The following is a 15,219-nucleotide window of genomic DNA, read 5'->3' on the forward strand; positions in this document are numbered from 1 at the left end:
CGGTCTATGGGTCCCCGCCTGCGCGGGGACGACGGCTTTGGGGTAACGGGCCGTTTGTTCTTAGCCGCGGAGCAATACGCTTTCCCCTCGCGGCGGTGTCAGGCGTTATTCTACCGGAACCGGGTCCAAACTACGCCATAAATACCACGTGGCAACCGTTCGCCACGGTTCCCAGTTGGCCGACACTTCGCGCGCATCGCTGCGCGAGACCGGCTCGCCCGAGAAGTAGTTCTGGCTGATGCCCTGGATCAGGCCCGGGTCGTCCAGCGGCAAGACGTTCGGCCGGAGCAGATTAAATATCAAAAACATCTCGGCTGTCCAGCGGGTAATCCCGCGGATCTGGACCAGTTCGGCAATCACCGCCTCGTCACCCATCTCGGCCCACAGGTCGCTGTGCACGCGCTTGGCCTTGAAGCTGTCGGCCAGGTCGAGGATGTATTCGGTCTTGCGCTTGGACAGGCCGCAGCCGGCGATCGGCGCCGCCCCCACCTTGGCCACCTGGGCTGGGGTGAACTTCGGGCACAGGTCCTGCAGCTTGCCCCAGGCCGCGTCGGCCGCCTTGGGCGTGGCCTGCTGGCCGACGATCGAGCGCGCCAGCGTGGTGAAGGGATCGGGATGGCCGCGCAGGTGCATGTCGCCAAACTGCGGGATCAGCTTGTTCATGATCCGGTCGCGCTTCATGAGCTCGGCCTTGGCCTCGGCCCAGTACGCGGGAACGTCGAGCGGCGGGGCTACCCCCGCTTTATCCTTGCCTAGTGCCATTATGCGCGGCGCCAGTTGGTGGTGCCGTCGGGCTTGTCTTCGAGGACCACCCCGGCCGCCGTCAACTCGGCGCGGATGCGGTCGGCCTCGGCGAAGTTGCGGGCCTGCTTGGCGGCCTTGCGCTGGGCGATGGCGTCCACGATCTTGGCCTCGTCCATGCCGCCCTCGCCCGCGCCGGCGCGCAGGAAGGCTTGCGGCTCACGCTGCAGCAGGCCCAGCACGCCCCCGAGCGCCTTCAGCTGGCGGGCGTCGATGACCGATTTGGTCTTGTTGACCTGGTTGGCCAGGTCGAACAGCTCGGCCACCGCCAGCGGCGTGTTGAAGTCGTCGTCCATCGCCTCGCGCACGCGCGCCGCGTGCTCCTCGGTCCAGTCGACCTCCAGCGCCTGGTCGCCCAGGTCGATGTCGGCCAGCGCGGTGTACAGGCGCGTCAGCGCGGCCTTGGCGTCGTCGAGGTTGGTGTCGGCGTAATTGATCGGGCTGCGGTAGTGGGCGCGTACGACGAAGAAGCGGATCACTTCGCCATCGTATTTCTGCAGCACGTCGCGGATCGTGAAGAAGTTGCCCAGCGATTTGGACATCTTCTCGTTATCGACGCGCACGAAGCCGTTGTGCACCCAGTAGTTCACCATCTTGTTGCCGAAGGCGCCTTCGGACTGCGCGATTTCGTTCTCGTGGTGCGGGAACTGCAAGTCCATGCCGCCGCCGTGGATGTCGAAGTGCTCGCCCAGCAGCGCGCACGACATGGCCGAGCACTCGATGTGCCAGCCCGGGCGGCCGCGGCCCCACTGCGAATCCCACTTCGCTTCTTCCGGCTCGTTTTCCTTGGCGGACTTCCAGAGCACGAAGTCGAGCGGATCGCGCTTGCCGGTATTGACATCGACGCGTTCGCCGGCGCGCAGGTCGTCCAGCGACTTGCCGGAAAGCTTTCCGTAGCCGGGAAAATCGCGCACGGCGTAGTTGACGTCGCCGTCCTCGCCCTGGTACGCCAGGCCCTTCTGCTCCAGCTTGCCGATGATGGACAGCATCTGCGGCACGTATTCGGTGGCGCGCGGCTCGACGCTGGGCGTGAGCACGCCGAGCGCCGCGAAGTCGTCGTGCATGGCGGTGATCATGCGCGAGGTCAGCGAGGACAGGGTCTCGCCGTTTTCCACGGCGCGCTTGATGATCTTGTCGTCGATGTCGGTGATGTTGCGGATGTATTTGACGTCGTAGCCGGACGCCATGAGCCAGCGGTAGATGTAATCGAACACGACCATCATGCGCGCGTGGCCGACGTGGCACAGGTCGTAGACGGTGATGCCGCACACATACATCCCGACCTTGCCGGGAACCATCGGAACGAATACCTGTTTGTCACGCGCGAGCGTGTTATAGATTTTTAGTTGGCTCATGAATACTTTTGAGGCGCAAGCCGGCGTCGAACCGAGCTTGCGCCGAGAACGTCAGGTCCCTGTGCGATGTTATTGTTTTGATAGAATGGGACGGGTTGGCAGAGTATAGCATCCTTAAAATCCCCACTGGCCGCTGTTTGGCCCGGGATTATTTTTCTGGAAAAGCCTTGACAGCACTTTGCGCCACCTCCACCAAGAGAGAACCACGATGGCTGAACTGAAACACCGTACCCCCTCCCTGTTTGCGCGCGGCGCCCTGCTCGTTTCCGCGCTGCTATTGTCCAGCGCTGCGCTGGCCGACCCGCAAGTGTCGCTCAAGACCTCGATGGGCGAGATCGTCGTTGACCTGAACCAGGAAGCCGCGCCCAAGACGGTCGCCAACTTCCTCCATTACGTGAAGAGCGGCTATTACAAAGGCACCATTTTCCACCGCGTGATCGACGGCTTCATGATCCAGGGCGGCGGCCTGACCGAGAAATTGCTGCCCAAGCGCGCCGGCAAGCCGATCGTGAACGAGTCGAAGAACGGCCTGTCGAACCAGCCCTACACCATCTCGATGGCGCGCGAGGACAGCCCGGATTCGGCCACCTCGCAGTTCTTCATCAACGTCGGCGACAACAGCGGCCTGGACTATCCGGGCCCGAAGGGCGACGGCGGCTACACCGTGTTCGGCAAGGTCATCAAAGGCCAGGACGTGGTCGACAAGATCGCCAAGGTGGTGGTGGACGACGTGCACGGCCTGCAGAACGTGCCCATCACGCCAGTGCTCATCAAATCCGCAAGCGTCGTGAAATCGGCCGAGGCGGTAAAATAACGGTTTCGCAACTCCCAAACAAGGACAAGACATGGCCACCGTACGCATGAGCACCAACAAGGGCAACATCACCATCGAGCTGGACGAAGCCAAGGCGCCGAAGACCGTCGCCAACTTCCTCGACTACGTCAACGCCGGCCACTTCAGCAACACCATCTTCCACCGCGTGATCAAGGACTTCATGATCCAGGGCGGCGGCTTCGAGCCGAACATGAGCCAGAAGCCGGCCAACCAGACCGTGGAAAACGAAGCCAAGAACGGCCTGAAGAACGACAAGTACACCATCGCCATGGCGCGCACCTCGGCCCCGCACTCGGCTTCGGCGCAGTTCTTCATCAACACCAAGAACAACAGCTTCCTCGACTATCCGGGCCAGGACGGCTGGGGCTACGCCGTGTTCGGCAAGGTCACCGAAGGCCAGGAAGTCGTCGACCAGATCAACACCGTCAAGACCGGCCGCAGCGGCATGCACTCGGACGTGCCGGCCGAGCCGGTGATCATCGAGAGCGTCGAAGTCGTCTGATTATCAAAGCGCGAGCTGACCGCCGCATGAGTACACCGTCGCGCCCGCTCGCGCTGTTCCTCTCCGACCTGCACCTGCAGGAATCGCATCCGCGCACGGCCGAAGCGTTCTTCGGCTTCCTGGCCGAGCGCGCGCCGCATGCCCGGCAGCTCTATCTGCTGGGCGATATCTTCGAATACTGGGCTGGGGACGATGACCTGGCCGAGCCTTTCCATCTCCGCGTGGTGAACGCGCTGCGGGCGCTGGCCGACGGCGGCGTCGAGGTTTTCTGGATCGCGGGCAATCGCGACTTCCTCGTTGGCGAGGCGTTCGCGCGCGCAGCCGGCTTGACCTTGCTTGGCGAGCCGCACGTCATCACGGCTGGCGGCACGCGGATCGCGCTGGTGCATGGCGATGCGGAATGCACCGCCGACACCAAGTACATGGCGTTTCGCGCGCAAGTGCGCAATGCGGCGTGGCAGCGGCAGTTCCTGTCATTACCGCTGGTCCAGCGCAAGCAGATCATCGCCGGGCTGCGCGAAGGCAGCCGCGAGGCGCATGCCACCAAATCCTACGAGATCATGGATGTGACGCCGGATGCGGTGGAGGCGCTGTTCGCCGCTACGGGCGCGGATGTCATCATCCACGGCCACACGCATCGGCCGAACCTCCACCAGCACGGCGCGCGGCGACGCTACGTCCTGCCCGACTGGGAGCTCGATGCCGAGCCGAAGCGCGGCGGGTGGATTGAGCTGTCCGAAGATGGCACGCTCGCCGTCCATACCATCTCCGCTGACTAATTAGTCACCGTCGGGCTCGGCAGTGTGCCGGGCACGACGATCTCTTATTTGCTGGCGCGAGCGCTACTCACCATCTGTAACCATCAGTTGAAAATTTTTCTTGACACGTAAAGACTCACTGTTATACTTCACTACAACACCACTTCATCACATCACCGAAGTGGTCCGATCATGTAGTAAAGTCAACAACAGGGAGGCCGCATGACAGTCGGCTGGAACGACAACACACCCATTTACCGCCAGCTCAAGGAGCGCGTGGTCGGCATGATGCTCGACGGCGTACTCAAGGCTGGCGACCCGCTCCCCTCGGTCCGCCAGGTGGCCGCGGAGTACCAGCTCAACCCGATCACCGTGTCCAAGGCGTACCAGGAACTGGTGGACGAACAACTCGTGGAAAAAAGAAGGGGTATCGGCATGTACGTCACTGATGGTGCTAGCGAAAAACTGCTCGCCAGCGAGCGCGAACGCTTCATGCGCGAGGAATGGCCGGCCATGCTGGAACGCATCCGCCGCCTCGGCATCGATCCGGCCCTGCTGCTCGCCCAGGCCAACCCGGGAGGTGCAGCATGAGCGCCGTGATTTCCGCCCAGGGCCTGACCAAGCGCTACGGCAAGCAGACCGCCGTCGACAACGTCAGCTTCGACATCCCCGCCGGCCGCATCATCGGCCTGATCGGCCCCAACGGCTCGGGCAAGACCACCACCCTGAAAGCGGCGCTGGGCCTGATCCCCTTCGAAGGCGAACTGAGCGTCCTCGGCAAGGATCCACGCACCCAGCGCGACGAGCTGATGCAGGACGTGTGCTTCATCGCCGACGTCGCCATCCTGCCGCGCTGGCTGCGCGTGGCCGACGCCATCGATTTCGTGGCCGGCATCCATCCCCGCTTCGACCGCGCCAAGGCCGAGCGCTACCTGGCCAACACCAAGCTCACGCCGTCGATGAAGGTCAAGCAAATGTCCAAGGGCATGATCGTCCAGCTGCACCTGGCGCTGGTGATGGCCATCGACGCCAAGCTGCTGGTGCTGGACGAGCCGACCCTGGGCCTGGACATCATCTACCGCAAGCAGTTCTACCAGAACCTGCTGGAAGACTATTTTGACGAAGAAAAGACGATCGTCATCACGACCCACCAGGTGGAAGAAGTCGAGCACATCCTCACCGACCTGATGTTCATCCGCGACGGCAAGATCATCCTGGCCGCGTCGATGGACGAGATCGGCGAGCGCTACACCGAGGTGATGGTCGCCGCCGACAAGGTCACCGCCGCCAACGCGCTGGCGCCGATCGACACCCGCACCGTGTTCGGCAAGGCCGTGATGCTGTTCGACACGCGCGGCCCCAACGGCGTCTCGCGCGCCCAGCTGGCCACCCTCGGCGAAACCCGCAATCCCAGCGTTGCCGACCTGTTCGTGGCGACGATGAAAGGAACTTACGCATGAAGACGATGAAATGGCTGCTCCGCCGTGAGTTCTGGGAGCACAAGGGGTCGATGTATATCGCGCCGGTGGTGGTCGCATCGCTGATGCTGGCCACCATGGTCGGATCGCTCATCTTCGGCAAGACGGTCCGCGTGTTCAATATGGAAGTGAACGGCCAGCATGTTGCCATCAATGGCCTGCCGCCGGAGATGCAGGCCAAGCTCGCGCAGATCGCCACCAGCGGCTACCTGTTCGTCTCGGCCCCGCTGTTCCTGATGCTGGCCGTGGTGGTGTTCTGGTATTGCCTGGGCGCCCTGTACGACGAGCGCCGCGACCGCAGCATCCTGTTCTGGAAATCGCTGCCGGTGTCGGACGAAATGAGCGTGCTGTCCAAGGTGCTGACCGCCGCCGTGGTCAGCCCGGCGATCACGGGCGCGGTGGCGATCGTGCTGTCGCTGGTGTTCCTGTTCGCGGCCTGCACGGTGCTCACCTTCCACGGCGTGAACCTGTTCAGCCAGGTGATCGCCAGCCCCAACCTGTACCTCGCGCCGCTGGCCTTGTTCAGCCTGCTGCCGGTGTACATCGTCTGGGCCCTGCCGACCATCGGCTGGCTGATGCTGGTGTCGAGCTGGGCGCGCTCCAAGGTCTTCCTGTGGGCAGTCGGCGCGCCGATCGTCGCCCTGCTGATCGTGCGCTGGGTCAGTTTCCTGATCTATGGCATCCAGCTCGATGGCGGCCCGCTGTTCCAGGTGGTGCGCGAAATCGTCGTGCACGGGCTGGCGGGCGTGATGCCGGGTATCTGGTTCAAGTACCACGTGATTTCGCCGGAGGCCTTGATGTTGCCGGAACATGCCGGCCTCAACGTGCCGGTCCTGATCAGCCAGTCCTGGGCCTCGCTGGCTTCGGCCGAGGCATGGATCGGGGTGGCAGCGGGCGTGGCGATGCTGTACGCGGCAGTCCGTATCCGCCGCTGGCGCGACGAGGGTTGAACATGCGCCGCCTGACCGCAATCGCATTCGCACTGGCGCTGGGTGGCGCGGCGGGCGCCGCCGCCGCCCAGGACGAGGAAATCCAGACCGTCCCCGTCCAAGGCGTCAAGAATCCGGAGATGAAGTCCTACCGCGCCATCTGGAAGGGACTGGACAAGTTCGACGACGAGCACGAGCTGGCGCCGGCCGTACCCCGACTGAAGTTCCGGATCATGGCGAACAAGGGCAAGGGCCAGTGCATCGGCGTATGCAACACGACCGCGGTGGCCGTGGCGGGACCGGGCGAGCAATTCGGCCTGCGCATCGCCAGCAACGACCTGTCGGTGCCGGTGCCGATCGGCGCGGATGGCTATTTCGTCGTGCCGCGCAACGAGGTCCTGTACGACGGCAACGCCGACCTCATCCTGAACCAGAAAAAGGGCAGCTACAAGATGTCGGTGGACGTGCGCACGCCCGGCCTGCCGGACAATGTGCGCCGGCTGGGCGACCTGCGCCTGGAGTGCAAGGTGCAGGTGGCCATCGTCAAGGAAGAGATCCCGTTCTGGATCGTCGCCCTCGCCAACTCGATCCTGCTCAGCCGCGACTGGTGCATGGCCAGCATCGGCAAGGACTATGCGAATTTCAGCTTCTTCAGCCCGGCCGAGGTGGTTTCCGCGCACCTGGTCGATGGCGAGCGCAACATCAAGCTCAGCACCAGCAAGCACAGCTTCAACATCAAGCTGGGTGACAAGAGCTGGCCGGACGACGCGCTGGTGAAGCTGGAATACGCGCCCGAGACCATGGTCGCTACGGCTGCGCCAGGGGCACCCTGACGTCGACCTGCAAGCCGCCGCCATTCACGTTGCGCAACATGATGGCAGCGCCCAGGCTGTCGCAGATTTCTTTCACGATGGCGAGGCCAAGGCCGGAGCTGTTCGGCTTGCCCTGGTCGGCGCGGTAGAAACGCTCGAACACGCGCCCGATATGCCGCGCCTCGATCCCCGGCCCGTTGTCGACGATGCGCAGCAAGGCACAGGCGCCGTCGCGCCGCACGACGACGCTCACCGAGCCGGGACCGTCCATGTGCTTGATCGCGTTGTCGACCAGGTTGAAAGCGATCTCGCGCAGCAGGTGCGGCGCCGCGCTCACCGCCAGCTTCTCCTCGCTGCCGTCCAGCCCAAGCTCGACGGCATGGCGGTGCGCCAGCGGCGCCAGTTCCTCGATCACCGAGGTCACCACCTGGCCGAGCATGATGGTGGGCTGCGGGCCGCCTGACTGCGGGTGCTGGCGCCCCTGCTCCACCGCCGCCAGCATCAGCAGCTGGTTGATCACCTTGGTTCCTTCGACGGTGGTCTTCTGCATCGCCGCCAGCAATGTCTTCTGTTCCTCCGGGATGCCGGCTTCGCGCATGCCGAAATTGAGCTGTGACGTGAGGATGGCGAAGTAGGTCCGCAGGTGATGCGCGGTGCCGGCCACGAAGCGCTCGTAGGAACTGAGCGTGCTGTCCAGCCGCACGACGTAGCCGTTGAGGGCTTCGGTGACCGGCAGCAGCTCCTTCGGCACTTCCTGCGCGCGCAGCGGCTCCAGCGAGCCCGGCTGCCGCGCGGACAGCAGTTCGCCGAAGCGCATCAGCGGACGCAGGGTCCAGCGGAAGGCGATCACCAGCGCGGCCAGCACCAGCGCCACCAGCAGCAGGTGCTCGCGCGCCGTCATCAGGAACAGCTTCTTGCGCAGCGCCGCGTGCCCGGCCAGCGTCTGCGCCACTTCGGCGGTGACCAGGCCACCGCCCGGCAGGCTCTCGGCATACGCCACCACCCGCACCGGCGCGCCGCGCACCTCGCTGAGAAAATAGGTCGCCACATCCTCGCGCACTGGCGCGGCGGGCGGCGCGAGGCCGGCGTCACCGTCGATCAGCAGGCCGTTCGCGCTGCGCACCGCATAAAACACCCGGTCCTGCTCCTCGTTTTCGAACAGTTCGAACGCGGCCGGCGGCGCGCTGGCGTCGGCCGCGCCCTCGGCGGCGGCGACGTGCTCGGCGATGATGCGCGCCGCGCCCTTCAGCAACTGCTCCTGCACCAGCGTGGCGACGCTGTCGGTGCTGTGGAAGGTCACGGCCAGGTCGGCGGCGGAGATCAGCACCACCGGCAGGAACACCCAGGCGGCCAGGCGGGATTTGAGGCTCTTCATGCTCAGGCCGCCACGACGGCGGGGCTGAGCATGTAGCCCAGGCCGCGCAGGGTGATGATCTCGGCGCCGCTGCCTTCCAGCTTCTTGCGCAGGCGGACGATGTACACCTCCACCGCCTTGGGCGTGACCATGTCGTTGAGCGTGACCAGGTTGTCGGCCAGCTCGGTCTTGGACACGGTCTTGCCGGCGCGCCGCAGCAGCGCTTCCAGCACCGCGTGCTCGCGCGGCGTGAATTCGAGGTGCTGGCCGCGGACCCGGAACATCTTCGAATTGCTGTCGTAGCTCAGCGCGCCGCAGCCGAACACCGGGCTGGCCTTGCCACTGGCGCGCCGCAGCAGGCAGCGCAGGCGCGCCTCCAGTTCCTGGATATCGAAAGGCTTGGCGAGGTAGTCGTCGGCGCCGAGGTTGAGGTGCTCGACGATGTCCTGCAGCGTGTCCTGCGCGCTGATGATCAGGACCGGCACGCCATTGTCCTGCCCGCGCAGGCGGCGCAGCAGGGTCTGGCCGCTCAGCAGCGGCAAGGTCAGGTCGAGCAGCACCGCGTCATAGGTCTGGGTGCGCAGCAAGGTGTCGCCCGCTTCCCCGCTGAACGCCTGCTCCACGGCGTAGCCGGACTGGTTGAGCAGGCGCGTCAGCCAGGCCGACAAGTCCCGATTGTCTTCGATCAGCAGCAGTTTCATGCAGCCGATCATACGGCCGCCCAGCTTTCAGAATGATTTCGGTTTCGCAATGTTGGTTGTAGGCGATTTGTAGGGTTCGCACTTTTACATTGGCAGACAGCTTCAACCACAACCAAAACCAGGAGACACCATGAAGAAACTGCTCGCCATCGCCGTGCTCGGCACGCTCGGCACCGCCGCCCACGCGCAGACCCAATCCCCGCAACAACTGCAGGACGCCCTGCTGACGGCCCAGAAGGCCGCGGCCGACGCCCAGAAGGCGGCCCAAGACGCGCAGCAGGCATTGGCTCAAATGCAACAAGCGGTCGCCGCGGCCAATCATGCCGCCAACGACACCGCACATGAAGGGACGCTCGATCCACTGTCGTCTGCGTCCGCCGGCAAGTCCGGCCTGGTCTACCAGAAAGGCGGCGACCTCGTCCGCCTGTACGGCCTGATCGACCTCAGCCTGAGCCACAAGGACAATGCCAACGGCGCCGGCGCCACCCAAAACGACATGTCGGTGGCCTGGTTCAGCGGCAACCGCTGGGGCATCGAGGGCGAGCACGCCCTGCCCAACACCGACGGCCTGAAGGCGATCTTCAAGCTCGAAAGCGAGTACGAACTGCCGACCGGCGACATGGACACCCCGGGCGTGCTGTTCAACCGCGACGCCTGGCTCGGCGTCGAGAGCAAGTCGCTGGGCAAGCTGACGTTCGGCCGCCAGAACACCCTGGCCCGCGAATTTTCCAAGATCTACGGCGACGCCTACGGCAGCGCCGGCGTGACGCTGGACGAAGGCGGCTACACCAACAACAACAACTTCAAGCAGTTCATTTTCTACTCGGGCAGCGCCACCGGCACCCGCTACGACAAGGGCATCGTCTGGAAGAAAGCCTTCGGCAAGATCGTGGCCGGCCTCGGCTACCAGGTCGGCGGCGAGCCGGGCAGCAACACCAACGGCAGCACCAAGTCGGTGGCGCTGGCCTACAACGGCGGCGCCTTCAATGTGTCGGGCTTCTACAACACGGCCATCGTCGACAACTACAAGCACACCTCCTACTCGGTGGGCGGCAACTACAAGCTGGGCCCGGTGCGCCTGAATGCCGGCTACGTCCATTACACGGCCGAGCAGCCGGTGGCGATCGGCGACCGCCACGACAACGCCTACACCGTGTCGGCCAAGTTCACGCCGGGCGGCCCGTTCGACTATGAGCTGGGCTGGCAGACCATGAACGCGACCAATGCCGCCACCAACGGCTCCGGCTACGTGCTGAACGCCTACGCCAGCACCGCCGCCGCCACCCGCACCGGCACCGGCAAGCGCCAGACCACCTATGCCTCGATGTTTTACCACTTCGACAAGCGTACCGAACTGTACCTGGCCGGCGACCACCTGAGCACCGACGGCACCTACCTCGCCTCGCAGGCGCACGGGTTCAAGTCGCAGAACGAACTCGCCACCGGCCTGCGCTTCCGCTTCTGAAAGCTTGCGTAACGTGACTGCGCGGCCCGGCGGCGGCAGTATGGACGCAGCCGGGCCCAGCCCAAACCACAAGGAAAACAACGGAGACAATATGAAGCTTATTCTCAAACCCCTGGCCGCCATCGCTTTCGCCCTGCTGGGCCAGCAGGTCCACGCCGCCGACAAGATCACCATCATGGTGGGCGGTATGGAAAAGCAGATCTACCTGCCGGCCAAGCTGGCCGAACAGCTCGGCTACCTGAAGGAAACCGGCCTCGACATCCAGCTGCTGAGCGAGCCGGCCGGCGTCAATGCCGAGACCGAGATGCTGTCCGGCGCCGCGCAAGGCGTGGTCGGTTTCTACGACCACACCATCGACCTGCAGGCGCGCGGCAAGATGGTGGAATCGGTGGTGCAGTTCAGCGAAGCGCCGGGCGAAGTGATCCTGGTGTCGAAAGCGGCGGCGGGCGAGATCAAGTCGCCGGCCGATTTCAAGGGCAAGACGCTGGGCGTGACGGGCCTCGGTTCCTCGACCAACTTCCTGACCCAGTACCTGGCCGCCCGCGCCGGCGTGAAGAACAGCGAGTTCACCACGCTGCCGGTCGGCGCCGGTTCCACCTTCATCGCCGCCATGGGCCAGGGCAAGATCGACGCCGGCATGACCACCGAGCCGACCATCTCGCGCCTGGTGTCGACCAACGCCGCCTCGATCCTCATCGACCTGCGCACCCGCAAAAGCACCGAAGCGGCGCTGGGCGGCGCCTACCCGGCAGCCTCGTTGTACATGCCGACGGCCTGGGTCAACAGCCACAAGGACGAGGTGCAGAAGATCGCGACCGCCTTCGTGAAGACGCTGAAATATATCCGCACCCACAGCGCCAAGGAAATCGCCGAGAAGCTGCCGCCCGAGTACTACGCCGCCAACAAGCAGCAGTACATCGAGGCACTGGAATCGGGCAAGCAGATGTTCACGGCCGACGGCGTGATGCCGGCCGACGGCCCGGCGACCGTGCTCAAGGTCCTGAGCGGCTTCGACAAGGCGGTGCAAGGCAAGACCATCAACCTGGCCAGCACCTACACGACGGAATTTGTGAAAGCCGCAAAGTAATGAATCACGCCGCAATTGAATTAGAGAACGTCAGCCGGAAGTTCGTCAGTCCTCAAGGCAAGTCCATCCTCGCCTTGAGGGACTTCAGCCTGACGGTCAGAGAGGGCGAGTTCTGCGCCATCGTCGGCCCCACCGGTTGCGGCAAGTCCACGACCCTGGGCATGATCACGGGCCTGAACCCGCCCTCGACCGGCACCGTGCGCGTCTTCGGCAAGCCGGTCGAGGGCATCGACCCGAACATCGGCTTCGTGTTCCAGGCGGATGCGGTCTTCCCCTGGCGCAACGTGGTCGACAACGTGGCCGCCGGCCCGATCTTCCGCGGCATGGACGCCAGCGCCGCGCGCGACAAGGCCACCGAATGGGTGCGCCGCGTCGGCCTGGCCGGCTTCGAGCGCCACTACCCGCACCAGCTGTCGGGCGGCATGCGCAAGCGCGTGGCGCTGGCGCAAACCTTCATCAACGAGCCGCGCATCCTGCTGATGGACGAACCGTTCTCGGCGCTGGACGTGCAGACCCGCGCGCTGATGCAGGACGAGCTGCTGGGCCTGTGGTCGGAGCGCAAGGCCTCGGTGGTCTTCGTCACCCACGACATCGACGAGGCCATCGCCCTGGCCGACCGCGTGGTGGTGCTGTCGAAGGGCCCCGGCTCGGTCAAGAGCATCTATGACATCCCGCTGGCGCGCCCGCGCGACGTCTCGGCCGCCCGCTATTCGAAGGACTTCATCGATCTGTCGCGGCAGATCTGGAGCGACCTGAAGTCCGAGGTTCAAATCTAGAGATGCACATGATGAATACAACAATGTCTGCAACGATGGCCGCGCTTCCCACCGACGAGGAACGCAAGGCGGTGCGCCGCGCCGTCAACTACCGGCGCATCGTGATCTTCCTGCGCATCGCGCTGGCGGTGGCGGTGCTGGCCGCCTGGGAAATGGGGGTGCGGATCGGCTGGATCGATCCCTTCTTCTTCTCCCAGCCCAGCGCGATCTGGGACCAGCTGGTGGCCTGGCTCACCGAAGGCACGGCCCAGGGACCGCTCGGCCAGGAATTGCTGGTGACGATGGAGGAAACGGTGCTGGGCTTCCTGATCGGCAGCGTGCTGGGCATCTTCTGCGGCATCGCCCTTGGCCGCAACAAGCTGGCGGCCGACGTCTTCAGCATCTACATCAAGGTTGCCAACGCGATCCCGCGCGTGGTGCTGGGCTCGATCTTCATCATCATGTTCGGCCTGGGCATGGGCTCGAAGGTGGCGCTGGCCGTGGTGATGGTGTTCTTCGTCGTGTTCGGCAACGCCTTCCAGGGCGTGCGCGAGGCGGACCGCAACCTGATCGCGAATGCCTACATCCTCGGCGCCAGCAAGCGCCAGGTCACGTTCGCGGTGGTGTTTCCGTCGGCGCTGAGCTGGATCCTGGCCAGCCTGCACGTGAGCTTCGGCTTTGCGCTGGTGGGCGCGGTGGTCGGCGAGTTCCTCGGTTCGCGCCACGGCATCGGCCTGCTGATCTCGACCGCGCAAGGCACCTTCAACGCGGCCGGCGTGTTCGCCGCGATGATCGTGCTGGCGGTGGTGGCGCTCGCCGCCGAGTACCTGCTGACGGCGCTGGAGAACAAGCTGCTGAAGTGGAAGCCGGCCCAGTTCATCGAGCACGGCATGTAAGCAGCCTTATTCGAACTGCTTGCGGAAGTCCTCGAACTGGGCTTTCAGTGCCTCGACTTCCGCACGCAGGCTCGCCACTTCCTGTTCCAATTGCCCCACGCGTCCACCGGCCATTGCGGGAGCGGCGCGTGCGGGCACATCCGAATCCGCCGAAGCAAACTCAAGCTCGCCTCCGAGCAATTGGCCGTAGCGGTGCTCCTTGGTGCCGGGCGCGCGGTCCAGCTTGGCAACCAGCGGCGGGTATTTGTCGATCAGGAACTGCAACACCGCCTCGACGTCCGCCACCGACTTGAACTCGTGCAGGCGCCCGGTGCGGGTGCGCACTTCGCCCGAAGTCTGCGGGCCACGCAGCATCAGCACGGCCAGCACGGCCAGCTTGTCCTGCTCCAGCGTCCACTTGATGCGCATGCGGTGCTCGTACTTCGGCACCCGCGCGCCGGCCTGGGTGATGCAGTTGACCAGCTTGCGCTCCATCAGGCGCTGCAGGATGTCCTGCACCTCTTCCTCCGTCAGCTGCATGACCGGATCGCGGCTGGACAATTGATTGCAGCCGTTGACGATCGCGTTCAGCGACATCGGGTAATTGTCTGGGGTAAGCGCCTCTTTTTCGGCCAGCACGGCCAAGACGCGGATCTCGACGGGGTCGAGCACGGAAGCGGAATCTTCCGCGGTTTCAATCGACATGCGTTTCCTTATTCAACCAGGCGGTTCAGTTGTGCCTGATCGAGTTTATCACTCTCGCTGAGGGTCGAGCACGAGATACCGGCGGCCTTGATGGTGGCGCACAGCCGCTCGAGCTGCTCGTCCTGGCGCGCGGCGTGGTCGATCAGGCCGCGCAGGGCCTTGGACAGCGGGTCGTCGCCGTTGGGTGTGACGCCGTAGGCCGCGAACAGGTGGGCGCTGCGCGACTGGTCTTCCTTGCGCAGGATGTGGGCCGGGTTGCCGACCGCGGTGGCGCCCGCCGGAACCGGCTTGATGACCACGGCGTTGGAACCGACCTTGGCGTATTCGCCGACGGTGAAGCCGCCCAGCACCTGGGCGCCGGCGCCGACGATCACGCCGCGCTCCAGCGTAGGGTGGCGCTTGGTGCCGGCCACCAGCGTGGTGCCGCCGAGCGTGACGCCCTGGTAGATCGTGCAGTCGTCGCCGACCACGGCGGTTTCGCCGATGACGACGCCGAAGCCGTGGTCGATGAAGACACGGCGGCCGATGGTGGCGCCGGGGTGGATTTCGATGCCGGTGATGATGCGCGCGATGTAGGAGATGAAGCGGCCCAGCCACTTGAAGCCGGCGGTCCAGCAGGCGTGGGCCCAGCTGTGCATGACGATGGCGTGCAGGCCGGGATAGCAGGTCAGCACTTCCCAGCCGTTGCGGGCGGCAGGGTCGCGTTCGATGATGCTGTGGATGTCTTCTCGCAGCTTGGAGAACATTGGCGTAATCACGCAGTAGTTACGATGCAAAGGCCATGGTAGCCGATTCACATCGGGTCTG

At 64.8% G+C, this 15,219-nt stretch carries 17 protein-coding genes; 11 read left to right on the forward strand and 6 right to left on the reverse strand.

Going from position 1 to position 15,219, the window contains the following annotated elements:
- Positions 1-105: 105 nt before the first annotated feature.
- Entirely contained in the window at positions 106-762 is a 657-nt protein-coding gene (locus NX778_RS07105) for a DNA-3-methyladenine glycosylase family protein (RefSeq protein WP_258810970.1), read from the reverse strand.
- Positions 762-2,156: a cysteine--tRNA ligase gene (gene cysS / locus NX778_RS07110; protein ID WP_258810971.1), complete on the reverse strand. Its 1,395-nt coding sequence runs from the start codon at positions 2,154-2,156 to the stop codon at positions 762-764. The genes NX778_RS07105 and cysS overlap by 1 nt, the downstream gene beginning before the upstream one ends.
- A gap of 208 nt (positions 2,157-2,364) precedes the next feature.
- Between cysS and NX778_RS07115 the strand changes: the two genes are divergently transcribed.
- The 7 genes from NX778_RS07115 (at position 2,365) to NX778_RS07145 (ending at position 7,491) form a co-directional block, all read left to right on the forward strand.
- Entirely contained in the window at positions 2,365-2,970 is a 606-nt protein-coding gene (locus NX778_RS07115; RefSeq protein ID WP_258810972.1) for a peptidylprolyl isomerase, read from the forward strand.
- Between the two features lie 31 nt (positions 2,971-3,001).
- Entirely contained in the window at positions 3,002-3,493 is a 492-nt protein-coding gene (locus NX778_RS07120; protein WP_258810973.1) for a peptidylprolyl isomerase, read from the forward strand.
- 26 nt (positions 3,494-3,519) lie between these two features.
- Positions 3,520-4,272 carry a UDP-2,3-diacylglucosamine diphosphatase gene (locus tag NX778_RS07125; protein WP_258810974.1) on the forward strand — a complete coding sequence of 251 codons (753 nt, stop codon included), beginning with the start codon at positions 3,520-3,522 and terminating at the stop codon, positions 4,270-4,272.
- 201 nt (positions 4,273-4,473) lie between these two features.
- A complete protein-coding gene (locus NX778_RS07130; protein ID WP_258810975.1) occupies positions 4,474-4,842 on the forward strand; it encodes a GntR family transcriptional regulator in 369 nt (122 codons plus the stop codon).
- Positions 4,839-5,711, forward strand: coding sequence for an ABC transporter ATP-binding protein (locus tag NX778_RS07135; protein WP_258810976.1), 873 nt, complete (start codon positions 4,839-4,841; stop codon positions 5,709-5,711). The genes NX778_RS07130 and NX778_RS07135 overlap by 4 nt, the downstream gene beginning before the upstream one ends.
- A complete protein-coding gene (locus tag NX778_RS07140) occupies positions 5,708-6,679 on the forward strand; it encodes a hypothetical protein (protein WP_258810977.1) in 972 nt (323 codons plus the stop codon). The genes NX778_RS07135 and NX778_RS07140 overlap by 4 nt, the downstream gene beginning before the upstream one ends.
- 2 nt (positions 6,680-6,681) lie before the next feature.
- Positions 6,682-7,491, forward strand: coding sequence for a hypothetical protein (locus NX778_RS07145; protein ID WP_258810978.1), 810 nt, complete (start codon positions 6,682-6,684; stop codon positions 7,489-7,491).
- Here NX778_RS07145 and NX778_RS07150 read toward each other — a convergent pair.
- Complete coding sequence (locus NX778_RS07150) at positions 7,466-8,845, reverse strand: sensor histidine kinase (RefSeq protein ID WP_258810979.1); 1,380 nt, start codon at positions 8,843-8,845, stop codon at positions 7,466-7,468. The two genes, NX778_RS07145 and NX778_RS07150, sit on opposite strands and share 26 nt — an antisense overlap.
- A gap of 2 nt (positions 8,846-8,847) precedes the next feature.
- Positions 8,848-9,525, reverse strand: a complete 678-nt coding sequence (locus NX778_RS07155) for a response regulator (protein WP_258810980.1) — start codon at positions 9,523-9,525, stop codon at positions 8,848-8,850.
- A 130-nt stretch (positions 9,526-9,655) separates the two neighbouring features.
- Here NX778_RS07155 and NX778_RS07160 point away from each other — a divergent pair, with 130 nt between their 5' ends.
- From NX778_RS07160 to NX778_RS07175, 4 genes are all read left to right on the forward strand, one after another.
- Positions 9,656-10,990 carry a porin gene (locus tag NX778_RS07160; RefSeq protein WP_258810981.1) on the forward strand — a complete coding sequence of 445 codons (1,335 nt, stop codon included), beginning with the start codon at positions 9,656-9,658 and terminating at the stop codon, positions 10,988-10,990.
- Positions 10,991-11,081: 91 nt separating this feature from the next.
- Positions 11,082-12,077 carry an ABC transporter substrate-binding protein gene (locus tag NX778_RS07165; RefSeq protein WP_258810982.1) on the forward strand — a complete coding sequence of 332 codons (996 nt, stop codon included), beginning with the start codon at positions 11,082-11,084 and terminating at the stop codon, positions 12,075-12,077.
- Entirely contained in the window at positions 12,077-12,853 is a 777-nt protein-coding gene (locus NX778_RS07170; RefSeq protein ID WP_258810983.1) for an ABC transporter ATP-binding protein, read from the forward strand. The genes NX778_RS07165 and NX778_RS07170 overlap by 1 nt, the downstream gene beginning before the upstream one ends.
- A gap of 11 nt (positions 12,854-12,864) precedes the next feature.
- Positions 12,865-13,728, forward strand: a complete 864-nt coding sequence (locus tag NX778_RS07175; RefSeq protein WP_370661318.1) for an ABC transporter permease — start codon at positions 12,865-12,867, stop codon at positions 13,726-13,728.
- Positions 13,729-13,734: 6 nt separating this feature from the next.
- Here NX778_RS07175 and NX778_RS07180 read toward each other — a convergent pair whose 3' ends face one another.
- Entirely contained in the window at positions 13,735-14,412 is a 678-nt protein-coding gene (locus NX778_RS07180) for a YceH family protein (RefSeq protein ID WP_258810985.1), read from the reverse strand.
- Between the two features lie 8 nt (positions 14,413-14,420).
- A complete protein-coding gene (cysE, locus tag NX778_RS07185; RefSeq protein WP_258810986.1) occupies positions 14,421-15,158 on the reverse strand; it encodes a serine O-acetyltransferase in 738 nt (245 codons plus the stop codon).
- Positions 15,159-15,219: the final 61 nt, after the last annotated feature.

It is taken from the genome of Massilia terrae (assembly GCF_024753145.1).
Taxonomy (GTDB): domain Bacteria; phylum Pseudomonadota; class Gammaproteobacteria; order Burkholderiales; family Burkholderiaceae_D; genus Telluria; species Telluria terrae.